Source organism: Bacillus sp. FDAARGOS_527 (genome assembly GCF_003812125.1).
Taxonomy (GTDB): domain Bacteria; phylum Bacillota; class Bacilli; order Bacillales; family Bacillaceae_G; genus Bacillus_A; species Bacillus_A paranthracis.
In genome coordinates, this window is record NZ_CP033795.1 from 1156485 (window position 1) to 1179673 (window position 23189).

At 34.4% G+C, this 23189-nt stretch carries 25 protein-coding genes, 1 pseudogene and 2 other annotated features; of the genes and pseudogenes, 21 read left to right on the top strand and 5 right to left on the bottom strand.

The features are described from left to right. Positions 1-6 precede the first annotated feature (6 nt). Positions 7-345: an SdpI family protein gene (locus tag EGX95_RS08295; protein WP_000288317.1), complete on the top strand. Its 339-nt coding sequence runs from the start codon at positions 7-9 to the stop codon at positions 343-345. 47 nt (positions 346-392) lie between these two features. Here the strand turns inward: EGX95_RS08295 and EGX95_RS08300 are convergent, their stop codons facing one another. Next, the gene (locus EGX95_RS08300; RefSeq protein ID WP_000141373.1) at positions 393-1001 is read right to left on the bottom strand and encodes an NUDIX hydrolase; all 609 of its coding nucleotides are present in this window, start codon (positions 999-1001) and stop codon (positions 393-395) included. Between the two features lie 82 nt (positions 1002-1083). Here EGX95_RS08300 and EGX95_RS08305 point away from each other — a divergent pair, with 82 nt between their 5' ends. The 14 genes and pseudogenes from EGX95_RS08305 to EGX95_RS08375 all read left to right on the top strand — a co-directional run bounded on the left by EGX95_RS08305 (position 1084) and on the right by EGX95_RS08375 (position 15490). Next, the gene (locus EGX95_RS08305; protein ID WP_000510754.1) at positions 1084-1722 is read left to right on the top strand and encodes a pyridoxamine 5'-phosphate oxidase family protein; all 639 of its coding nucleotides are present in this window, start codon (positions 1084-1086) and stop codon (positions 1720-1722) included. A 236-nt stretch (positions 1723-1958) separates the two neighbouring features. Further along, positions 1959-2190 (top strand) — a binding site (T-box leader). A 114-nt stretch (positions 2191-2304) separates the two neighbouring features. Next, positions 2305-2536, top strand: a binding site (T-box leader). A 151-nt stretch (positions 2537-2687) separates the two neighbouring features. Then, a complete protein-coding gene (locus tag EGX95_RS08315) occupies positions 2688-3983 on the top strand; it encodes a homoserine dehydrogenase (protein ID WP_001067139.1) in 1296 nt (431 codons plus the stop codon). Next, positions 3976-5034 carry a threonine synthase gene (gene thrC / locus EGX95_RS08320; RefSeq protein WP_000276448.1) on the top strand — a complete coding sequence of 353 codons (1059 nt, stop codon included), beginning with the start codon at positions 3976-3978 and terminating at the stop codon, positions 5032-5034. The genes EGX95_RS08315 and thrC overlap by 8 nt, the downstream gene beginning before the upstream one ends. After that, on the top strand, positions 5031-5924 hold the full coding sequence (gene thrB / locus EGX95_RS08325) for a homoserine kinase (protein ID WP_000612666.1): 894 nt from the start codon (positions 5031-5033) through the stop codon (positions 5922-5924). The genes thrC and thrB overlap by 4 nt, the downstream gene beginning before the upstream one ends. Positions 5925-6032: 108 nt before the next feature. Further along, positions 6033-6242, top strand: coding sequence for a DUF6366 family protein (locus EGX95_RS08330; RefSeq protein WP_000712280.1), 210 nt, complete (start codon positions 6033-6035; stop codon positions 6240-6242). Between the two features lie 212 nt (positions 6243-6454). Next, complete coding sequence (locus tag EGX95_RS08335) at positions 6455-8752, top strand: glycoside hydrolase (RefSeq protein WP_000738094.1); 2298 nt, start codon at positions 6455-6457, stop codon at positions 8750-8752. A 204-nt stretch (positions 8753-8956) separates the two neighbouring features. Further along, on the top strand, positions 8957-9958 hold the full coding sequence (locus EGX95_RS08340; RefSeq protein ID WP_002081367.1) for an LCP family protein: 1002 nt from the start codon (positions 8957-8959) through the stop codon (positions 9956-9958). Between the two features lie 70 nt (positions 9959-10028). After that, positions 10029-10493: pseudogene (locus EGX95_RS08345) on the top strand (sensor histidine kinase); the annotation flags it as partial. A 100-nt stretch (positions 10494-10593) separates the two neighbouring features. Beyond that, positions 10594-11415: a peptidoglycan-N-acetylglucosamine deacetylase gene (locus EGX95_RS08350; protein WP_000409387.1), complete on the top strand. Its 822-nt coding sequence runs from the start codon at positions 10594-10596 to the stop codon at positions 11413-11415. A 14-nt stretch (positions 11416-11429) separates the two neighbouring features. Beyond that, the gene (locus tag EGX95_RS08355) at positions 11430-12086 is read left to right on the top strand and encodes a YkyA family protein (protein WP_000873554.1); all 657 of its coding nucleotides are present in this window, start codon (positions 11430-11432) and stop codon (positions 12084-12086) included. A gap of 159 nt (positions 12087-12245) precedes the next feature. Next, complete coding sequence (locus tag EGX95_RS08360) at positions 12246-12926, top strand: MgtC/SapB family protein (RefSeq protein ID WP_000119508.1); 681 nt, start codon at positions 12246-12248, stop codon at positions 12924-12926. A 101-nt stretch (positions 12927-13027) separates the two neighbouring features. Further along, positions 13028-13552 carry a GNAT family N-acetyltransferase gene (locus EGX95_RS08365; RefSeq protein ID WP_001992773.1) on the top strand — a complete coding sequence of 175 codons (525 nt, stop codon included), beginning with the start codon at positions 13028-13030 and terminating at the stop codon, positions 13550-13552. Between the two features lie 266 nt (positions 13553-13818). Beyond that, the gene (locus EGX95_RS08370) at positions 13819-14025 is read left to right on the top strand and encodes an alpha/beta-type small acid-soluble spore protein (RefSeq protein WP_000113545.1); all 207 of its coding nucleotides are present in this window, start codon (positions 13819-13821) and stop codon (positions 14023-14025) included. A 235-nt stretch (positions 14026-14260) separates the two neighbouring features. Next, positions 14261-15490, top strand: coding sequence for a bacillibactin exporter BcbE (locus EGX95_RS08375; RefSeq protein ID WP_033670231.1), 1230 nt, complete (start codon positions 14261-14263; stop codon positions 15488-15490). Between the two features lie 53 nt (positions 15491-15543). Here EGX95_RS08375 and EGX95_RS08380 read toward each other — a convergent pair whose 3' ends face one another. Further along, a complete protein-coding gene (locus EGX95_RS08380; RefSeq protein ID WP_001287304.1) occupies positions 15544-16158 on the bottom strand; it encodes a LysE/ArgO family amino acid transporter in 615 nt (204 codons plus the stop codon). A 118-nt stretch (positions 16159-16276) separates the two neighbouring features. On the opposite strand from EGX95_RS08380, the gene EGX95_RS08385 reads away from it, so the two are divergent. Together EGX95_RS08385 and EGX95_RS08390 are read left to right on the top strand one after the other, a co-directional pair. Then, entirely contained in the window at positions 16277-17719 is a 1443-nt protein-coding gene (locus tag EGX95_RS08385) for an aminotransferase-like domain-containing protein (protein ID WP_000439404.1), read from the top strand. 12 nt (positions 17720-17731) lie between these two features. Then, positions 17732-17899, top strand: coding sequence for a DUF3933 family protein (locus EGX95_RS08390; protein ID WP_000816379.1), 168 nt, complete (start codon positions 17732-17734; stop codon positions 17897-17899). A gap of 106 nt (positions 17900-18005) precedes the next feature. Here EGX95_RS08390 and EGX95_RS08395 read toward each other — a convergent pair whose 3' ends face one another. Both EGX95_RS08395 and EGX95_RS08400 read right to left on the bottom strand, forming a co-directional pair. Next, positions 18006-18971 carry a patatin-like phospholipase family protein gene (locus EGX95_RS08395; RefSeq protein ID WP_000686816.1) on the bottom strand — a complete coding sequence of 322 codons (966 nt, stop codon included), beginning with the start codon at positions 18969-18971 and terminating at the stop codon, positions 18006-18008. 88 nt (positions 18972-19059) lie between these two features. Then, positions 19060-19191, bottom strand: a complete 132-nt coding sequence (locus EGX95_RS08400) for a YjcZ family sporulation protein (protein ID WP_123805485.1) — start codon at positions 19189-19191, stop codon at positions 19060-19062. Positions 19192-19415: 224 nt separating this feature from the next. Here EGX95_RS08400 and EGX95_RS08405 point away from each other — a divergent pair, with 224 nt between their 5' ends. The 4 genes from EGX95_RS08405 to EGX95_RS08420 all read left to right on the top strand — a co-directional run bounded on the left by EGX95_RS08405 (position 19416) and on the right by EGX95_RS08420 (position 22273). Further along, positions 19416-20168 (top strand): YwqG family protein, encoded by a 753-nt coding sequence (locus EGX95_RS08405; RefSeq protein ID WP_001041256.1) that lies wholly within the window; start codon positions 19416-19418, stop codon positions 20166-20168. A gap of 145 nt (positions 20169-20313) precedes the next feature. After that, positions 20314-21474, top strand: a complete 1161-nt coding sequence (locus EGX95_RS08410) for a transglutaminase domain-containing protein (protein WP_063246787.1) — start codon at positions 20314-20316, stop codon at positions 21472-21474. A gap of 108 nt (positions 21475-21582) precedes the next feature. Next, positions 21583-21780 (top strand): DUF4083 domain-containing protein, encoded by a 198-nt coding sequence (locus EGX95_RS08415; RefSeq protein WP_001008785.1) that lies wholly within the window; start codon positions 21583-21585, stop codon positions 21778-21780. Positions 21781-21811: 31 nt separating this feature from the next. Next, on the top strand, positions 21812-22273 hold the full coding sequence (locus EGX95_RS08420; RefSeq protein ID WP_000024998.1) for an NUDIX hydrolase: 462 nt from the start codon (positions 21812-21814) through the stop codon (positions 22271-22273). Between the two features lie 48 nt (positions 22274-22321). Here EGX95_RS08420 and nadE read toward each other — a convergent pair whose 3' ends face one another. Beyond that, complete coding sequence (gene nadE / locus EGX95_RS08425; protein WP_000174881.1) at positions 22322-23140, bottom strand: ammonia-dependent NAD(+) synthetase; 819 nt, start codon at positions 23138-23140, stop codon at positions 22322-22324. Between the last annotated feature and the right edge of the window lie 49 nt (positions 23141-23189).

Below are 23189 nucleotides of genomic sequence, written 5' to 3' on the forward strand. Positions count from 1 at the left end.
TAATTGATGTATACACTAATAAACATAGGAATGAGTATTTTAATAGGTATTATATTTATACTAGCGGCAATTGTCCTTCAAAAAAATCCACCGACAGATATTAATGCGGCATATGGTTATCGTACGAAACGATCTATGAAAAATAAAGAATTATGGGATGCAGGTAATAGGTATAGCGCAGAAGTGATGAAACAAAATGGATTCATTATGATGTTGATAGGAAGTTTTATTAGTATACTGTTTAAATATCCCCATACAACGTTAGCGATAATGATCTTTATGCTAGTACTAATCATTCGCTTATTCATACGAGTAGAGAAAACGTTGAAGACACTTGAGCAATAATGAAAAATAGGACTCCCGACCGATATTAGTAGGGAGTCCCATTCTATTTACAAATCATTATTTTTTAGTAATTCTTTTCCTTGCTCTATAACAAATTCATAGTATGCAATATCATATGGATAAATATCTTCAAATGTTATCGTTATCGGCTTATTGTTTAAAACAGAAATAGCTGTAAAAGATGAAATCTCTCTTTTTAATAGCTGTAGAAAAGAAGTTGCATGTATTTTCATCACATCGTCTACTTCTTCACCTGGTGCGAATGGAAGTGGGTTAATGACATTGTGGAAATACATATGGCAAAACTCGCGATCTGTAAGATTTGAAATTTCATAATTTATTGTAAAGATTCCTGTATATGCTAGATCAGTAGTTTGAAAGGAAAGCCCTAATTCTTCCTCGATTTCACGAAGACCGCCAATTTGTACATCTTCATCATGCATTATATGTCCAGCTGAAGTAATATCCCATATAAGTGGAGCTTCTTTCTTATTTTTAGAGCGTAATTGGAAATATAAAAACATATCTTCAGCATCTTTTTCTACAAACCAACAATGAAATGTTTCGTGCCAATCACCGTCACGATGCACTTCATCACGTAATTTCTTCCCAAGTGTATTTCTTTCAGAATCAAATATCGTTAACCACTCTGTCATTTTAATTCCCCTTTCTGCAAACTTTATTATACAATATTTGTATTGAATTTTGGGAAAATAAAGAAAAGAGAGGTCGGTATTAGTGGGAATAGAGAGTAAGGAAATAAAATCGATTATTTCAACTGAGGTAGAATTACGGAAAATATTAGGGGAACCAAGTGAGCGAGCTTTGAAAAAGGTTATTTCATCATTAGACTACCATTGCGTAGATTTTCTGTCTAAATCTCCTTTTCTAGTATTATCTACAGCAAATAAATTAGGAGAGTGTGACGCTTCGCCGAGAGGAGATGCAGCTGGATTTGTATACGTATTCAATCATAATAAAATTATCATTCCAGAAAGACCAGGCAATCGTCGTATAGACTCCATTTTAAATATTATTTCCAATCCACGTGTAGGATTAATCTTTTTTATCCCAGGCCTTGGGGAGACACTCAGAATAAATGGCCGAGCGTATATAACAAACGACGAAGAAATTTTGCAAGAAATGCAGGTAAATGGACGCAATCCGCTACTTGGAATTGTTGTTGAAATAGAAGAGTGTTATATTCATTGTGCAAAAGCTTTTATTCGTTCTAAAATGTGGGATCCGGAATCTTGGTTACATAAAAAAGAGTTACCTTCAGCAGCAAAAATGTTGCTGGAGCATGCGAAAGTGAATGCTTCAGAAGAAGATGTTGCACGTTCTTTAGAAGAAAGTTATAGGGAAAGATTATATTAAAAAAATACTTTTTAAATATAGTGTTGAGGTGTGAAACTCTAAACGTTTTAGAATGAGACTTTAATATCAATCTTGTTAGTTTGTAAGTGATGAATACATGTGCAAGAGTAGAAATCTATATTAGATGATTTGTTATTTTAAAATAAAATGATTCGTATTTTTAAAAATAATGAACAAAAATAGGCTTGCTTTTTAAAAGATTGATAACTATAATAAGTTAACAAATAGACATGAACGAAAAAGTAATGATAAGGACACGAAATCATTTTTACGGTTTACAGAGAGGGAAGTCAAGGGTGTGAGCTTCCTAACACGAGAAATGATTTTACCACCTTTGAACTTCAATAGTGAACGAGTAATCTAGTAATTATTGACGGTATCAGCCGTTATCTGAGCTTGAGCAATCTAGGAGGAAATATGTCTGGATTGGAACAAGGGTGGAACCACGAAAACACATTCGTCCCTTTCCTAGGGATGAGTGTGTTTTTTTATGGCTTGCAGATTGAAAATTTAAAATAATTAAAAAATGGTATTGATTTTGTTTTTTATGCGAGTATAATGAGTTAACAAATAAACATGAACGAAAAAGTAACGATAAGGACACGAAATCATTTTTACGGTTTACAGAGAGGGAAGTCAAGGGTGTGAGCTTCCTAACACGAGAAATGGTTTTACCACCTTTGAACTTCAATAGTGAACGAGTAATCTAGTAATTATTGACGGTATCAGCCGTTATCTGAACTTGAGCAATCTAGGAGGAGATACGTCTAGATTGGAACAAGGGTGGAACCACGAAAACACATTCGTCCCTTTCCTAGGGATGAGTGTGTTTTTTTACTTTGAAAGGAGGTGCTGTAACATGAAACGATTTGTACGTACGGAAATAAACACCACCTGCATGATTGAAAAGCAGAGTAAGGTGATTGATAAAGATAAAAAATAAAATTGTAGGAGGAGATTAGAAGATGAATAATGTTGTTAATGTAGGGGTGTTAGGATTAGGTACGGTCGGAAGTGGTGTTGTCCATATTTTGAAAGAACATTATAAAAAAATTACCCTTGATACAGGGTATGAAGTGAAGGTGAAGACAGTCGCCGTACGTGATGTAGAAAAAGAACGTGATGTTTGTATTGATGGAATCGTAGTAACAAGTCATGTTGATGAAGTTCTAAATGATTCAAATATTGATATTGTAGTAGAGGTAATGGGCGGAATTGAAGAAGCGAAGCAGCATATTGTTAAAGCTTTACGAAATAAGAAACATGTCGTAACAGCAAATAAAGATTTAATGGCTGTTTACGGTGCAGAACTTCTTCAACTGGCGAACGATAATGATTGTGATTTATGTTATGAGGCAAGTGTAGCGGGCGGTATTCCGGTGTTAAGAGGGTTAACAGACGGATTAGCATCAGATCAAATTGAAAAAATAATGGGAATTGTAAATGGTACAACAAATTATATGTTAACAAAGATGAGTCAAAATGGATGGTCATATGAAGAGGCTTTACAGGAAGCACAAAAATTAGGTTTCGCAGAATCAGATCCGACAGCGGATGTAGATGGGCTAGATGCGGCAAGAAAGGTAGCTATTCTTGCAAACTTAGGTTTTTCGATGAATGTTTCTTTAGATGATGTGCAAGTAAGAGGGATTCGAAAGGTTGAAAAAGAAGATTTACAAATGGCCGAAAAGTTAGGGTTTACTATGAAATTAATTGGGAAAGCGGAGAAACAAGGATCAGCCATTCATTTAAGTGTAGAACCTACTCTATTACCAAGTCATCATCCATTGTCGAATGTAAATAATGAATTTAATGCGGTATATGTTCACGGTCAAGCAGTTGGAGAAGTAATGTTTTACGGACCTGGAGCTGGGAAGTTACCGACTGGTTCTGCTGTAGTAAGTGATATTATTTCAATCGTTAAAAATATGAATCAAGTTCAGAAAAATAAAAGTGCGTTAAAAGAACCGGAACCGTATGAATTACAAAGGGATGAAGAAGTCGTTTCGAAATATTTCTTACGTATCTCATTACGAGATGAACCTGGGATGTTGCAAAAAATAACAGAATGTTTCGTTAATTATTCTGTAAGTTTAAAAGAAGTGATTCAATTACCTTTAAATCGTGAACTTGCAGAAGTCGTTGTTGTGACACATCAAACTTCAAAGTATCAATTCGAACGAGTTTTAGGAGCGATAGAAGATGTCGCAAGTGAAATAAACAGTTACTACATTATTGAGGAGGAAAAACAATATGTATAAAGGACTATTAAACGAATATGCTTCTTATTTACCGGTAAATGAAAACACACCTGATGTGAGCTTAATGGAAGGAAATACACCCCTTATTCCGTTATTAAATATATCAAAACAATTAGGGATTCAGTTATATGGTAAGTACGAAGGAGCGAATCCGACAGGTTCCTTTAAAGATCGTGGTATGGTAATGGCAGTCGCAAAGGCAAAAGAAGAAGGTTCGGAGGCCATTATTTGCGCATCGACAGGCAATACATCAGCATCGGCTGCCGCATACGCGGCACGCCTTGGAATGAAATGTATTATCGTAATACCGGAAGGAAAGATTGCACATGGGAAATTAGCGCAAGCAGTTGCCTATGGTGCTGAAATCATTTCAATAGAAGGAAATTTTGATGATGCACTAAAGGCTGTAAGAAATATTGCTGCAGAAGAGCCGATTACGTTAGTAAACTCTGTAAATCCTTATCGAATTGAAGGGCAAAAAACAGCAGCATTTGAAATTTGTGACCAGTTGCAACGTGCACCAGATGTATTAGCGATCCCTGTTGGGAATGCCGGGAATATTACAGCATACTGGAAAGGGTTCTGTGAATATGAGAAAGAAAAAGGCTATAAGAAGCCAAGAATTCATGGATTTGAAGCGGAAGGAGCAGCTGCTATTGTAAAAGGACACGTCATTGAAGAACCTGAAACAATTGCAACTGCGATTCGCATCGGTAACCCAGCAAGTTGGTCATATGCAGTAGAGGCTGCTGAGCAATCTCACGGCGAAATAGATATGGTATCAGATGAAGAGATTTTACATGCATATAGATTATTAGCAAAATCGGAAGGGGTTTTCGCTGAGCCAGGATCAAATGCTTCATTAGCTGGCGTAATGAAACATGTTCAATCTGGAAAAATCAAAAAAGGAGAAACAGTTGTTGCAGTTTTAACTGGAAACGGCTTGAAAGATCCTGATATCGCAATCTCTTCTAATACATTAGATATTGCAAGTGTTTCAAATAATATAGAACAAATTAAAGAGCATATTAAAGGGGTGATTATGTCGTGATACCATTAAGTATTCGTGTTCCTGCTAGTACAGCGAATGTTGGACCTGGATTTGATTCAGTAGGAATAGCTTTGTCATTGTATTTACATGTAGTAGTAAAAGAGGAGTCTGATAAATGGCAAGTGATCCATTCCTTTGAAGATTCAATTCCGACAGACGATAAAAATTTAATTGTGAGCACGGCATGTAAAGTATGTCCTTCTTTATCACCCCATATAATAGAAGTTACTAGTAACATCCCGCTAACAAGAGGGCTAGGAAGTAGCGCATCAGCAATTGTAGCAGGAATAGAGCTTGCAAATCAACTTGGCAATTTGAACTTAACGACTGATCAAAAAGTTCAAATTGCTACAAATTTTGAAGGACATCCAGATAATGTTGCTGCTTCTATATTAGGAGGAACTGTAATCGGAGCACTTGATGGAAAAAATGTTTCGGTTGTAAGAATTGAAAGTAAGGAATTAGGTGTAATTTCTCTTATTCCAAATGAAGAGTTAAATACAGAGGAAAGCCGATCTGTATTACCAGATGTGTTTCCGTTTCATGAAGCAGTTAAGGCTAGTGCAATCAGCAACGTATTAGTAGCTGCGTTGTGTCAAAAGAAGTGGGAAGTTGTAGGGGAAATGATGGAAAGAGATCATTTTCACGAGCCATTTCGTTTAGAACTGGTCCCGTTATTACCATCTATTCGTAAATGTGCAAAAGAATTCGGTGCATACGGTACAGCGCTTAGCGGTGCAGGGCCGTCTATTTTTATATTAACGCCGTATGAGAAACGTCAAGAAATTGCTGAGCAATTAGCAAGAGTATTTACGTCTATGAAGGTGTGTGAGCTAGAAATTGATCATAGAGGGATTACTGTAAATAAGGAAGAACATATTGGATTATAAAAAAAGCTAGCATCGCTAGCTTTTTTTATGTTGTAAATATGTTTGCGTATAAAAGAAAAATATTAATGTATAATTTAGTAAAGAGTGTATTCATTTGGAGGTGATCGTATGAAGAAAGAGTCACCGGAAGAAAAAAGAGAACGTATAAGGCAAAGTGAATTGAAAAACAATCCTACCGGTTCTTTACATGATGGCCTCAACAAAGCTGAAACGGGAAGTCCAGTTGATATGACGGGTGGTATGAATTGGAAAGGTACAGCGCTAGTAATTTTATTGCTAGTTTTAGCGTATATTATATACACTTATTTTTTTAGTTAAGAAATGCATGTTAAAGCTTTGAATGATTTGTTTTTATAATTAGTGAGGATGAAAAAAACACGGTTATTGTACTACATATATTAAGCAGATTATAGTTGTCCATATATATTTATTTTTAATACCCAAAATAGAGCTAGCATTATGCTGGTTCTATTTTTTTGCCACATTCCTGTAACAAAGCCTCTGTATATTCAGTGGTGGAGGTGCAGAAGATGAAAAAAATGATAGCAATATGTCTTCTTACAACGATATCATTGTCGACTTTAGTCGGGTGTGATGTAAAAGGTAGCAATACTGTTCAAGAGTCTAAAATAAAGAAAGCGACGTATAAAGAGTTTACTTATGATGTAAATCCAGAGACTTTCACGTTAATTGTAGAACATGATGGCGTAAAGGAACTGGCATCACAGCCTTTGCCGAAAATGAAGGTGGCGAATGTAAAAAAAGATAAGGATCGTACATCTTGGGAATATCCAGATCAAAAAGTAAAAGTGAATCTAGAGAAGAAAAAAGATCACTTAAATATTGAAGTGGAATCGACTGGTGCAGAAAGCTTTACTTGGCCGAAAGTACAAGCTGAAAATTATACACTTCCGTTATGGGAAGGGAAACAAATTCCGAGTAATGATGAAAATTGGAAGAAGTTTTTAAAGGATGATGCCTATTCATTTGCTGAATCATTTTCTATGAAGTTTTTCGCGTTAAATGGTTCGAAATATTCGATTGTATATATTTCGAACAATATGTTTAATAATGAATTGAAATTTCATTCCGATCCGAAAATAGGATTTGATTTTATACATGAATTTCCGCGTATAAATAAAAATAAAACATATGGATTTCAAGTATATGTGACAAATAATGATGCAGTAAGTATTGCTAAACTGTATAAAGACAATATCGCTCGAAAAGGTGAATTTAAAACATTAAAAGAAAAGGCTAGAAAAAATAAAGAGATAGAAAAGCTTTACGGTGCAGCTCATTTTTATTTTTGGAATCAAAATGGCTTATCAGAAAGTAATGTAAATTGGCCAAAGCTAAGCGAGAAAATAAATAGCCCTTTGTTTAGCCATATAAAAGAGCTTATTCAAAAATATAGTTCAGAGCCTGGGGAATTGAATGTATTAGATCAAGTAAGTAAACAAGATTTCATTGATAAGTATCAAAAAAATGTTATTTTACGTTATATAAACGAAGTGTTATCAATGAAAGAATTTTATAAAGATGATATTTTTCAAAACGTTAATCAGGAAGCTAGTGTGCTATTAAAGAAAGGTGTAGGTCACTTAACGAATACAGAATTGTATAGCTTAAATAAGCATTTATTAAAGTCGCTACTTGGTGATGTGGTTGAAGAGGTAAGTAAATGGGGTAATGCAGATGGAACGGACATACTAAAGGAAATGAAAGAGGCAGGAATAGAAAAAGCGTGGATTGGTCTGCCAAACTGGGAACAAGGATTTATGCAACCTAATTTCGTGACAGAAGCTAAGGAAATGGGGTATTTAGTTGGTCCGTATGACTCATATCATTCTATTCACGAAAAAAGTGATAAAAATTGGAACACAGCATCCTTTAATGACCCATCATTATACGAAGAGGCTACTGTAACGAAGAAAAATGGAGAAAAGGTGCAAGGGTTTTTAGGTAGAGGGCGAAAATTAAATCCAACTTTATCTCTGCCTAGTGTAAAAGAACGCATGAATGATATATTACAAAATGGTCCTAAATATAATTCATGGTTTATTGATTGTGATGCGACAGGTGAAATTTACGATGACTATTCAGCGAAACATATAACGACACAAGAGCAAGATTTAAAAGCACGTTTAAAACGAATGGACTACATTGCGCAAGAAAAGGGTATGGTAGTTGGTTCTGAAGGCGGAAATGATTTTGCTAGTAGTACGATTGCATTTGCTCATGGTATTGAAACGCCTGTAATTAAATGGGACGATGAAGATATGAGGAAAAACAAAACAAGTCCGTATTATGTAGGCGGATATTGGTCACCGAATCAAAATGTTCCAGAAAAATATGCGAAACAAGTACCGTTAAAAGAAGAGTATAAACAAGTATATTTAAATCCTGCATATTCAGTACCATTATATAAATTAGTATACAATGATTCTGTAATTACAACGCACCACTGGGAATGGGGAAGTTTGAAAATAAAAGATGAGGTTGGAAACCGTATGTTATACGAATTATTGTATAACGTTCCGCCGTTGTACCATTTAGATGAAGTAGAGTGGAATAAGCATAAACAAGAAATTACGCAGCACCTGAAAGTTTGGAATGAAGTTCATGAAAAGGCAGTAAAAGAAGAAATGACGAACTTTGCATATTTGTCAGAAGATAAGTTAGTACAATCAGCTTCGTATGGAAAAAACATTGAAATTATTGTGAATTTCTCAAATGAAGAGATAGAAACACAAAAGACGAAAATAAAAGCAAAATCAGCTTTCATTATTAATAATGGAAAGCAAACTATGTATACACCAAACTAATAAAATTATAATATATGAATTTAAAAATAATTTTATATAAATAGTGACTTGCCAAAAATAAGCACGAGAGTATAATGTGAAATGGAGTACATATTGGATTTGCGCAGTAACCTTACAAAATTGTAAGGTAATTGAAAGGAAATTCAATATGAAGGTTAATAGACTTGCATTATAATTAGGAAAGAGAAAGAGAGGCGAATGGATATGAGCTCTGAATTAGAACAGAATACGAGAAGCAGTAAAAAACGTTCTAAAAGAAAGTCAATAAAATGGTTCATTTTAATTCCGTTTTTCCTACTTATTTTTGGTGGAGTAGGATATGGATCGTTAATATATAATAAAGCAAAAGCAGTAGTAAGTGATGCATATGCACAAATTGATAAATCATCGAAGCGTGATAAAGAAGTTGAACCTTTAAAGGATAACATTTCAATTCTAATCATGGGTGTTGATGGTAGTGAAATGAGAAAAAGTCAATACGGAGAAGCTGTTCGAACAGATGCACTTTTATTAGCAACAATTAATAAAGATGATAAATCAGTTAAATTAGTAAGTATTCCGCGTGATTCACGTGTATATATTCCATCTAGAAAGAAATTAGATAAAATTACACATGCACACGTATTTGGTGGTGTTGAAAGTACACGCGATACAGTGGAAAGATTTTTAAATGTTCCTGTTGATTATTATGTGAAGTTTAACTTTGAATCATTCGTACAAATTGTCGATTCACTTGGTGGTATTGATATTGATGTACCAGTTACTTTCACTGAACAAGATAGTAAAGACCAAGCAGGTATGATTCATTTAGAGAAAGGCTACCAACATTTAAATGGAGAACAAGCACTTGCGCTTGCAAGAACGCGTAAAATTGACAGTGATGCAATGCGTGGTCAAAGACAACAACTTGTAATTGAAACAATTGCTAAAAAAGCGATGTCTGTTCAATCTATTAGCAAAATGGGCTCTTTACTTGATGCGGTTGATAAAAATATGAAAACGAACTTAACTTTCGATGATATGCTTGCTATTACGAAAAATATGGCAGGATCTAATTTGGAAATGGAAAAAATGCAAGTGGAAGGTACAGATAAACGTATCGGCGGTATTTATTATTACATTCCAAATGAAAAAAATGTGAAAGATATTTCGAAAAAATTAAATGAACATTTAGGTGTAACACCAAAGCCAGTTCGAAATGAATAATAAAAAAAGATTGGCCTTTGCCAATCTTTTTTTATCGAGATGGATTTGTAACTTTTCTGTAACGATTTTTTTATACTTAAATCATTTCAATTTATATAAACAAAAGGTGCAATTATACGATATACTAGAGGAGAAGATTTGGCAATTAACTCCTAATGCTGAAGAGAAGCAAATGCAATTCATCAAAACTATAGAACGAATCGAATTGATAGGAGATCGAAATAGACTAAAGCAAATTTTCTTGAATATTGTTCAAAATGCCATTAAATATTCACATAAAAATGGTAAAGTATATATTGAAGTGACTAAAAATAAAGGACAAGCAGTGATAAAGGTGAAAGACGAAGGGATTGGAATTGCTAAAGAGCATTTACCGCATATAGAACAGTCATTTTACCAGATTAATAATTATGCTACAGGTGCGGGTCTTGGTTTAGCCATCGTTAAAAAAATGGTGGAGCTTCATGGAGGTACAATAAATATTATAAGTAAAGAAGGAATAGGAACGACCATTTTGATAAAACTCCCATTATAATACATATAAAATCTGTTTATATAGTGTAATAAAATAAATAGATGTATAATTATATTGGGTGATTTATATATAAGATTAATAGGGAGAGGAATTCGATAGAATGGAAAAAGCTTTTAAAATTAAACGAGTAGTATTCGTTTTAATAGCGATTGCAGCAGTAGCTATTGGGTATTTCATGTTTCAATCCATTACTTCACCAGCAAAGGCTGTTGCAAAACAAGAAAATGTAGTACAACTCGCAAGTGAACAACCGAAAGTAGAAATGAATAAAACGGCACCAAGTCGTTTTAATGGCAAGGAAAGAAAAGTTGCTTATCTTACATTTGATGATGGCCCGGGGAAATATACGGCTGAATTATTAAATACGTTAAAACAACATGATGCGAAGGCGACATTCTTTTTAATTGGAGCGAATGTAAAAGAGTTTCCAGATTTAGTGAAACGAGAAAATGCAGAAGGTCATTATGTAGGAATGCATAGTATGACGCATAATTTTGCAAAGTTATATAAAAATGGCGAGTATGTAAATGAGATGAAAGAAGATCAAAGCTTAATCGCCAATATTATTGGGAAATCACCTAAATTAACACGTCCACCATACGGTTCAATGCCTGGATTAAATGAAAGTCTTCGAAATAAAGTGGTAGAGGGCGGCTTTAAAGTGTGGGATTGGACAATTGATTCATTAGATTGGAAATATAATAAAATGCAAGTTGATGCAGCTGCAGCACAAATTGCTCAAAATGTATTAACAAATGCAACAAAACCACAAGAAGTCATTTTAATGCATGATATTCATCCGCAATCAGTTGCTGCTGTGCCAGCAATTTTAAAAGGGTTAAAAGAAAAGGGTTATGAGTTTGAAGCATATCATGAAGAGAGTCACTTCCCAGTGAATTTCTGGCATGATAACCGTATGTAATGGAGGAATGAACGTTGAAGTATGGAAAAGTAGCAGTAGTTGGAGCACTATCAGTAGGACTATTAACAGGTTGTTTCGGTGAAAAACCAGAAGAAAACCTATATACAGCTTTTGAAACAGCGGCGACACAAGAGAAATCATTAGTTGATGAAGCGAAAAAATTAGAGAAGTTAGAGAAGGAAGGCCAAGAACTATATTCTCAAATTTTACAAGAAGGTAAAGATCATAATGACGCTGTTATGAAGAAAATAGAGCAGGCTACTGCCAATGTAGATGATCGTGAAAAAACTTTGAAAAATGAGAAAGAAATGCTAGAAAAAGCTCAGAAAGAAACGAAATCTGTTCAAGGAAATATAGAGAAGCTTGAAGATAAAAAGTTACAAAAACAAGCGAAAGCAGTAGAAGAGTCGTATAAAAATCGTTATGATGCATTCCAAAAGATGAATGAAAATTATACGAAGGCGTTAGCGACCGAAAAAGAATTGTATGAAAAATTAAAAGTAAAAGAAACGAAATTAAAAGAGATTGGTGAAAAAGTTAAGGCTGTTAATGAATTAACTATGGAAGCACAAAAATCAAAAGAGCAATTTAACAATTTTACAAAAGAGTATAATGACAGTAAATTAGCATTCTACAAAGATGCAGAGATTAAGATTAAAGATAAGAAATAAAGAAGAGTTTTAAGCGTAATAAAAAGCCGGAGAAACATCGTCACAAATGTTTTTTCGGTTTTTTACGTTAAATGAATAGAAAAGACTGGAATTGATATCATAAAAGAGTTATAGTGAATTATTCCAAGGGAAACATTGTAAAGTAAGGAGACTGGAAATATGTCATATGAATTTTTACTCAAATTAGGTTTAGCACTCTTTTTAGGATTATTCATCGGGATAGATAGGCAGCTAAAGAATAAACCACTTGGTGTGAAAACAAGTATGGTTATTTCTGTAGCAAGTTGTTTAATTACGATGGTTTCAATTGAATCTGTACATGTATATTCTGTTCCAGGGCATACAAATATGGATCCCATGCGTTTAGCTGCTCAAATTGTGAGTGGAATTGGTTTTCTTGGAGCAGGTGTTATTTTACGAAGAAGTAATGACGTTATTTCTGGATTAACGACCGCCTCTATGGTGTGGGCTGCTTCAGCTTTAGGTATTGCGATTGGAGCAGGATTTTATTTACAAGCGACGGTTGCTATGATTTTAATTATTTTAGCAATTAATGTACTTCCGCAACTTGTGAAAATTGCAGGACCGTATTCATTAAGACAAAAGGACTTGTCTATTAAAATTACTGTAAAAGAGCATCATGAGTTAGATGGTATATTTAAGCAGATTAAAAATTTAGGAATGCATGTAAAACGCGTGAAGATTAAAGATATAGATAGTGGAGCATTTCAGCAATTAGAGATGGTTATTTTAGCTCCAGAAGATTTATATACAACTGAGCTATATAGTTCACTAAAAGAGATAGATCGTGTTGTTTCAGTTGAAGTGGAAAGTAGATAATTGTAAGAAAAAAGAGTGAAGTTGAAGTGAATTCACTCTTTTTTTGTTTGGATTTTTAAGGAAGTAAATTGATATAATGATGAGTAAGCAAGGGGGGAGAAATGATGGAAATACATATTAGAAGAGCGATAAAAGATGATATACCAGGTATAGCAAAGGTACACGCTGATAGTTGGAAAACGACATATAAAGGCATATTCCCTAACGAGATTTTAGAAAATATAACATATGAGAAACGGGAAAAACAATGGGAAAACATTTTTCAAAAAGAAAGTAACCATCAATTTAGATTTGTAGCAGAGACGTTAAATGGAGAAATAGTTGGATTCATCGATGGAGGAGTAGAAAGAACTGGTACATACAATTGGGAGGGAGAATTATATGCGATTTACCTTTTACAAGAGTATCAAGGAATGAAAATAGGACAAAAGTTATTTCAAGCTTTCTTATCGGATTGTAAAAACAATGATATGCAATCGCTATTAGTTTGGGTTGTTACGAATAATCCTTCTAAAAAGTTTTATGAAAAATTTAATCCAGAAAAAATGGATACGAAATTTTTAGAGCGAGTACAGGTGGAAGAGACAGCGTATTATTGGAAAGATATTAATAATATTATTATGTAAAGTGTATGTTTGAAAGAGGTATACCAATTAAAGTATACCTCTTTTGTTTCACTCGAATGGTTTGGACATAATGCGAAAGATATATGAAAAGAAGAAATGAAAGTACTAACAAATAGAAATTTAGAAGTAGTAACTTCTTAGTATAAAATGATGTAAGAGTCTCTCATTGTAGAGACTCTTTTTTAAAAATAAAAATAACCAAAAATTACCATGTATTTAAATTAAAATTTAACACAATTTATATATAAATAAGGAGGTGATTGGTAATGGCTAGAAATCGTAATTCTAATCAATTAGCATCACATGGAGCACAAGCGGCTTTAGATCAAATGAAATATGAAATTGCACAAGAGTTTGGTGTACAACTTGGCGCTGATACTTCTTCACGTGCAAACGGTTCTGTAGGCGGTGAAATTACAAAACGCCTTGTAGCGATGGCAGAACAACAACTTGGTGGCGGATATACTCGCTAATTGTAGAAGGTTATAGGAGAAAGGAAGGATTCTTCCTTTCTTTTTTTTCAATTAATTGGTATGGATATATTGTGAACTGGATTCAAAGAATAGGAATAATACTATATTTTCCCCAATTTCTTTTGTTGTGAATGGGAAGTAGTAAAAATGTAATAGCCCTGGTGGAATGAAAAGTTACGTTCCAGCAGGGCTATTATATGGTAAGAAATATATGATGAAAGGTTTCGAAGCCAACATGTTAAAAAAAGAAAACTGTTGTTTGATTGCGCTTGCATCAGTTCCACTTGTTATGACATTAGGGAATTCAATGCTCATTCCAATTCTGCCGACTATTGAAAAGAAATTACATATTTCATCGTTTCAAGTATCCATGATTATTACCATTTATTCTATCGTAGCCATTCTACTTATACCGATTGCTGGTTATTTATCAGATAGATGGGGACGAAAGATGGTAATGGTTCCGAGTTTGCTGATTGCGGCTATAGGAGGAGCGATAACTGGTTGGGTATCTTGGAAAGTTGATAATCCCTACACTTGGATATTGATCGGTAGAGCGATTCAAGGTATTGGTGCTGCTGGTGCAATGCCAGTTGTTATACCGTGTGTTGGTGATTTATACAAAGATGAAAAACAAGTTAGTACAGGTTTAGGAATCATCGAAACATCCAATACATTTGGGAAAGTGTTGAGCCCTATTTTAGGGTCTGCTCTGGCTGCCATTGTATGGTTCTTGCCGTTTTGGGCGATTCCAGTTTTATGCGTAGTATCAATTGTTTTATTACTTGTTCTAGTAAAGGCAAAGAAACAAGAAGGAGAAGTACCACCGCTTAAAGAGTTTATAAAATCAATTCTTGCTACGTTTCGAGAAAAAGGAAGATGGTTAATTGCCATTTTTGCATTAGGTGCAATTATTATGCTTATTTTATTCGGAATTCTCTTTTATTTGTCAACTATACTGGAATCAAAGTATGACATTCATGGTATTTGGAAAGGGTGTGTACTTGCAATCCCGTTACTTGTACTGTCACTTAGTTCATATATGGCTGGCAAAAAAATTGGAGATAACCAAAATGTGATGAAGAAGTGTATTTACATTGGTTTTTTAATGGCTGCTGCATCAGTCATCATTCCTTTATTTATAAAAGGAATTTATTTACTACTCCTTTGTCTCGTTATTATGGGGGTAGGAATTGGTATGGCACTCCCATGTTTAGATGCTCTCATTACACAAGGAATTGAAAAGGAGCAAAGGGGGACGGTTACGTCATTTTATAGTTCTATGCGATTTATCGGTGTAGCAGCTGGACCACCTCTCTACTCTTTTTTCATGAAAGGTGCTGACCATGAAGTGTTTTATGTAACAAGTATTCTCGCTGGGATTGGTGCTGCTATAGCAATCATTTGGATTAAACCAGCAAAAGATGCAAAGAACGTAAAAAAGAAACCAGAACCTACTTCATAATTTGTAAGAGAATTGCATGATGTTTTCAGTAACATGCAATTCTCTTTCGTTCATTAGGAATAAATAACTTGTTTTAACATATAAAGTGCGACACTCCATATGATGAGACCAGAAAATTTATTTAATAATACGATTGTCTTTCCGGTTGAGTCTAGCCTTTTTAGAAATTTCCCCGCTAAAGCTAAGCTTATAAACCAAATCCAAGAAACGATAATAGTTGCAAGTGTGAAAGCCCATTTTTCACTTCCTATGTATTGAATCGAATTTGTTCCAATTACACCGATCGTATCTAAAATTGCATGTGGATTTAATAATGAAACCGATGCAGCGAAAAGTATTTGTTTTTTTACTGGCATACTTTTTTCTTGTTTTACATCGTTGGAAGGGTTACTTCTCCAAATAACAAAGCCCATGTATAGGAGAAAGAAAAATCCAATTATATATAACGAGTTAGTTAGCCAAGAAAAAGTAAGGAGTACAAGGGAGACACCTTGTACCGCTATCAATATGAGTAACGTATCACATATAGAGGCAGTTAATACGACAGGGGCTGCCCTCCAAATGTTTGGTTGGCTCGCACCTTGGTTAAAGACGAAAACATTTTGGACGCCTAATGGAATGATAAGACCAAATGCAAGAATGATACCATGAATAATTGCTTCACTCATCATATTTCCTCCTATTTAAATTTATTATGATAGTGTATATTGTATAGAAGAAATGAAAATTTGTATCCATCCATATGGTTGGGGAGGTTACCAACCAAAAAGAATATAAGGTGATATGATGGAAAGATTCGTTTGGAAACCGAATATGTCTCTAGCGACTCCTCTATATAAACAAATAGAAACGTATATTAAGGAAAGAATCGTTAATGGTGAATGGACTGTTGGAACGAAATTACCTTCGCAAAGAGATTTGGCACATATATTTGGTGTGAACCGGAGTACAATTGTAATGGCTTTCGATGAACTAGCCGCAAAGGGGTATATTGAAGGGAATGGCAGAAAAGGAACAATTGTTGTAAATAATAATGAGAATGCTTCAATATACGCACCCCCGCCTAATTGGCAGTCTTATGTAGAAAAAGGACTTCATTATCCAAATCTGCCTGCTATTCAAGAAATTAATCAAGCTGAATTTTATCCGCATGTAATTCGTTTAGGAACAGGTGAACTCGCGCCAAGTCTTTTACCTGAAAAAAAGATGAAAGATATTATGAATAAGCTTTTAAAGTCGAACATGATACTTGGATATGAAGAACCGAAAGGGAATTTTTATTTAAGGAAGAAAATTGCGGACTATTTAAAAGGACATGGTGTATATGTAACTCCTGATTCTATATTAATTGTTTCAGGGGCAATTCAAGCGTTGCAACTTATTTCTATGGGGCTTCTACCAAAAGGGGCATCTATCTTATTAGAAAAACCATCTTATTTATATTCTCTTAATGTTTTTCAATCAGCAGGAATGCGATTAATTGGTATGCCGATGGATGAAAACGGTTTACATGCATCATATATTCCAAAATATAAGAAGCAATTTAATGCATCTATTTTATATACAATCCCGTCTTTTCATAATCCGACGAACTTTAGTATGAATGCGAAGAAACGGATAGAAGTAATGGAAATATGTAATGAAATTGGATTGCCTATTATAGAGGACGCGGTATATCAAGACTTATGGTTTGATAAGCCTATTTCAAAGCCTTTAAAGGCATATGATAAAAACGGAATTGTACTACATATTGGGAGTATGTCTAAAGTCATTAGTCCAGGATTAAGAATCGGATGGATTGTTGGATCAGAGCCAGTCATTCAAAGATTGGCGGATATAAAAATGCAAACGGATTATGGCTCGAGTTCAATCTCCCAGCAAATTGCAGCGGAATGGTTTACAAATGGATTGTATGATGAACATTTACTGTTTGTAAGAACTCAGTTGAAAAAACGTAGAGATTTTATGTTAAAAATGTTAGAGGAATATTTTTGTGATATAGCAACTTGGTATGAACCAGTAGGTGGTTTTTATATTTGGTTACATATGAATGTACCCGTTTCAAACCGTAGCTTATTTGACAAAGCTTTGAAAGAAAAGATTTTATTAAATCTAGGTACTTTGTATGATAGAAGTGCAAATCAATTTTTGCGCTTATCATATTCATATGCAACATTAGAAGAAATTGAAATAGGTATAAAAAAACTTGCACAACTAATGAAAAAGTAAGAGGAGAAAGTAATGAAACAATATGTAATTTGCCAAATTATCAATGGAGAAAAATATTTAGCTGCTTATGCGGAGACGAAGCAGGAAGCAATTGAAAAAGCAGAATTGTTAGGATTACGAACGGGAAATCGATACACCGTTATTGCTGCAGAGGAAGCAGAAGGGTTAACTTATCCTTAAACAACGTATAATAATGATGCAGAAAGTAAATAAGCTTAGTAATATATTATATTACTAAGCTTATTTTTTGAAAGCGTTACGTGTTCTCGTATAAAAGATAATAATATTATGAGTCAAGTTGACGGAAATAACGATTTGATTTTCGATCCTGATTTCCGTTTCTATAGTTATCAATATATTGTCTGAAATTCCACGATTGTAAAAACTTATTTGCGGCGTTATAACCAGAATTGTATAGCCACTCTTTTTCTTCCATTGTTAACTCAAAGTTTGTACTAGTAATGGATCCTGTTGGGATTGTAATTGTTCTTGCTTTTGATTCCTTGTCTAAATGACGTAAATCATGGGCTTGCATCATTGTTTTAAAAAGTCCTTTGAACATGGAGATAGGCTCGTTGTAGTGGGCTGGGTCAGCTTGAATCTCATCTTTTACGAAATGAAACCCAAAAGTCGGCCAGCGGGGAGAGGTAGGGGAGTCGAAAATCCAAATTGGATAATTGCTTAAAATTCCTCCATCAACCATATAACAAGGCTGCTTCCATTTTGGGGTTCTCCATTTTACCGGTTCAAAAAAGAAGGGGATTGTACTACTCATTCGTACAGCCTTCGCAATAGAGAAGCGATAATTTAAAAATCCGTAGTTCGGTAAGTCATCAGGAAAGATAACCATTTTACCATTACTTATATCAGAAGCGATAATTTTAAGCTTATTTAAATCAGGTAAATCTGTAAATAAATGAACTCCTTTTTTTCGAAGTAATTCTTCAATCCATTCTTCTATAAAAATATTAGAGTAAATACCAAGAGTAGTCCATGCGCTTAATCCTTTTCCAATAAACGGGATTCTGTCAATAAAGGTTCTCTTCGTAAATTTATCATAATCAATATTTGTTATAATCGTTTTTAGCTCTGAGCAAGAGTATCCTGCTGCTAGGAGCGCAGCGATAATCGAACCAGCTGATGTTCCAGCTACACGTTCCCATTCATAGCCTTTTTCAGCTAACGCGCAAATTGCCCCTACATGCGCAATTCCGCGTACACCGCCTCCTTCAAAAACACCATCAATCTTCATAAAGTCATACTTCCTTTCACATAAAATATTTGAAAATGGCAAAAAAGCACGTATTATACGTGCTTTTTTACAATAGTTTTTAAATTTACTAGCAGCCTACAAAGCCGCCCCAACAGCTAGCTCCGATGATGATTAGAAGGATAAATAAAACGATTAATAAAGCGAAGCCTCCATAACCACATCCACCACAACTACCGCCGCAACTATATCCGTAACCCATGTGGAATTCCTCCTTAAATTAAAAATAAAAATGAACGAGGGGAAAATGTACTGGAAGAAATAATGAACTATCGTGTTTGTAGGAACAATGTATACTATGCTTTTTTTAACTTGTTCGCGTATGGAGGATGAGCCCGTTTTTTTGAAGGCTTGTTGTTTTTGCAAAGAATGGAGTATAATTTTTGTGCGATGATACAAATAAGTATGTAAATATAAGGAGAATGTATGAATAAACAAATTGAAGTTTTAATTGATAAATATGGGCTGACGCATTTAAAAGAGGAACTTATTAACACTGTATTTCCTTGTGTGAAAGTTGTGCCAAAGCAGGAGGAAACAGTAGCGATAGGTAGTTCGAAAATGGGAGGGGTTCCTGACTTGCCATTTACATTTGAATATCCAACGCATAAAGGAAATCCGCTACAGTTTATCGCTCAATTTAATTTAAATGATTTACAAAATATTGGTATGAATCACGATCTTCCTAAGACGGGGATGTTATATTTCTTTACCGTGGAAAATTACTTTGAAGAAGATGTGAATCCAACTGGAGCGGGGCGTGTGCTTTATTATGATGTTCCTGTAGAGCAATTACGAAGAGGAGATGAATTGCAAACGAATTATAACCAGTGTGCAATTACTTTTGAATTAACGTATAAATTGCCAGAGCTTTTCATTGAAGATGAGGCTGATTCGGACCGTTTCTTGCAATTACTTGAAGAGCTAATCCCAGACAACTATGATAACCATCAAATATTTGGTGAGCCATTTTCTGTACAAGATGAGGTATTATACGAGACTGGACAATATATGGACATAGATCCGCAGCAAATGACGCTTTTATTCCAAATTGATTCAGATACTAAAAATTGTAATATGATGTGGGGAGATTTAGGGATGCTTTATTTCTGTATAGGAAATGAAGACTTGAAAAATCGACGTTTTGAAAATGCATGTTGTGTATTACAAACTTGTTAATGAAAAGGGTTGTTCTTGTAAAAAGAACACCCCTTTTACAATGTTAAATATGCATAATCTCATATGACCTATACGAAAAAGTATTGTATACTCTGAAACTATACGATACTTTTTCGTATAGTTATAGAATGTAAGGAGTGACGAGATGGGAAAGACAAGTAAGTATGTGACAGCTGCCGCACTTTGTTCAACTATAGTAATGGGGGGCTTACACGCGTCATCTGTATCTTATGCAGCTACAAATCAAACTGTAGCGACATCGCAATCAGATACAAAGTTGTTAAATGATTTCAAAAAAGAATTAAAAAAACAGATTGATAATCGAGAAGAAAATATTACAATCACATATAAAACAAAAGATAGAAATGCTAGAAGTATTATGGATCAATTGTATGGCGAGTTTAATAAAATTGTAGATGCAGATGAGTATGTAAAATATAATGTAGCGTCTACTAGATATTCCATTAAAGGGTTACCAGGAAACTATACATTTACACTGCAAGTGAAGTACCGTGAATCGAAAGAGCAAACACAATATGTAAAATCTCAGGCAAAAGCGATTATCGGCTCGATTGTAAAATCAGGGATGGATGATCATGAGAAAGTAAAAGCTATTCATGATTACGTTGTAAAACATGTATCATATGATAAGTCTTATCAAGCGTATACAGCATATGAAGCATTAGCGAATCGCTCTGCTGTTTGCCAAGGATATACGTTATTAACATATGAATTGCTAAAAGAAGCAGGTATCCAAAACCATATTGTAACAGGTACAGGAAATGGACAAGCTCACGCATGGAATTTAGTGAACATTGAAAACAAATGGTATCATCTTGATACAACATTCGATGATCCAGTACCAGATAAAGCTGGGCGCGTAACATATTCATATTTTAATATGTCTGATGAACAATTAAGTAAAGACCACGATTGGGATCGTAGTAAATATCCAGCAGCAACTACAAGTTACTTTGGGGAATTAACAAACAAAATAAAAACGGGTAGTCAAAAAACTGCTGCATATGAACAAATATTAAAAGAAACAAACTTAAAATATTTATCTGCACAATACGGGGCAGAAAATTACAGTGAATTTAAGAAAAAACTACAGCAACAGTTTGCAGCTAAACCAGAAAAAGTAGAAGTGCGATATAAGCAGTCTATGGATGGGACGATGCAAGATATAAAGAAAGTATTAAATGAAATAAATTGGCCAAAGGGTGCAAAGCGTGTATCTTATCAAGTAGCACCTTATAGTGCGATGGCAGATTATTCATTAGCGACAATTACATTTACGTATTAAGCAATGAAAAAGAGCATCTGTAAAAAGGTGCTCTTTTTATATTTGTTTACCACTTTAAAATATTGGGAATTATGTGATAAAATAACTGGGAGAGGATGTGAATGCTGAATGAACTTCTTCGAAAGTAATATATTTACATTGATATATACTTGTTTAGTAATCGGACTTATCGTTTTGTTTTTCCTATCATTTACTTTGTTTATTAGAAGAGTATTACAAAGCAGTGCTGCAAAGAAACACCACGCGATTAATATGAACCAGAAGCTAGATCGAATTATTGAATTGCTTGAAAAAGATAGGAAATAGCAATAGAAGAAGTATGAAAAGGGGAAAGAGAATGGCCAATTATATAAAAGAATTACGTGAAAAAGTAGGACATGATTATGTTTTCTTAAACTTTGCCGGTGGTTGTGTATTTAATAAAGAAGGAGAAGTATTACTGCAAAAAAGAGGAGACTTTAACGCTTGGGGCTTTCCAGGTGGCGCAATGGAGATAGGAGAATCGGCTGCGGAAACTGCAATTCGAGAAATAAAAGAAGAAACCGGGTATGATGTAGAAATAAATGAGCTTATTGGAGTGTATACAAAATATTTTCAATCATATCCAAATGGAGACAAGGCGCAGTCAATTGTGATGTGTTTTTCATGCTCAATAGTTGGAGGCGACAAAAAAGTAGATGGTAATGAAACATTGGATTTGAAGTTTTTCCCGTTGGACGACATGCCACCGTTGTTTTGTAAACAGCATGAAGATTGCCTGCAAGATTTATTGGAGAAAAGAGTAGGGGTATATCGTTAACATATAAAAAAGAAGCTAAATGAGATTAGCTTCTTTTTTATGTTTTACTTACTTCCACCAATCATCAAACATTGATGCTGGTACTTGTCTTTTATGCTCACTCACTGTGTAACGTTTTTCAATTTTTTCTGCAACGTCAGTTGGAACTGCTTTACCTTCTAAATAGTCATCAAGTTGATCGTACGTAATACCTAACTCTGTTTCATCAGCTTGACCTGGTTTTTCATCTAATAAATCAGCTGTTGGCATTTTTAAGTAAAGTCGCTCATCCGCACCTAATTCTTGTAATAAGGCACGTCCTTGACGTTTCGTTAGTCCCGTTAATGGTAATAGGTCTGCACCACCATCTCCGAATTTTGTAAAGAATCCTGTGACAGCTTCTGCAGCGTGATCTGTTCCGATAACAAGGAGACCGTTTTGTCCACCGATTGCATATTGTGTAACCATGCGGATACGTGCTTTCACGTTACCTTTATTGAAATCTGTTAATGATTCACCTAATAAGTTTTCGTATTGATTTGAGAAAGCATCAACTGTTGACGCGATATCAAATGCAACAGATTGATCAGCTTGAATAAATTGTAATGCTAATTGTGCATCGTCTTCGTCTTTTTGCACTTTATAAGGAAGGCGCACGGCGATAAACGTTGCGTTACCACCTTCATTACGAATTTCCTCCACTGCAAGCTGAGCTAAACGTCCAGCTAATGTAGAGTCTTGTCCGCCACTAATTCCAAGTACAAATCCTTTCGCACCTGTTTTTTTTACATAATCTTTTAAGAAATCAACACGTTTACGGATTTCTGCTTTCGGATCAATTACAGGTTGAACGTGTAATGCTTTCATAATCTGTTCTTGCAATGTCATTATGTTTTCCTCCTATTCATATTAAAGCGGTAAATAAGTTTATATGTAT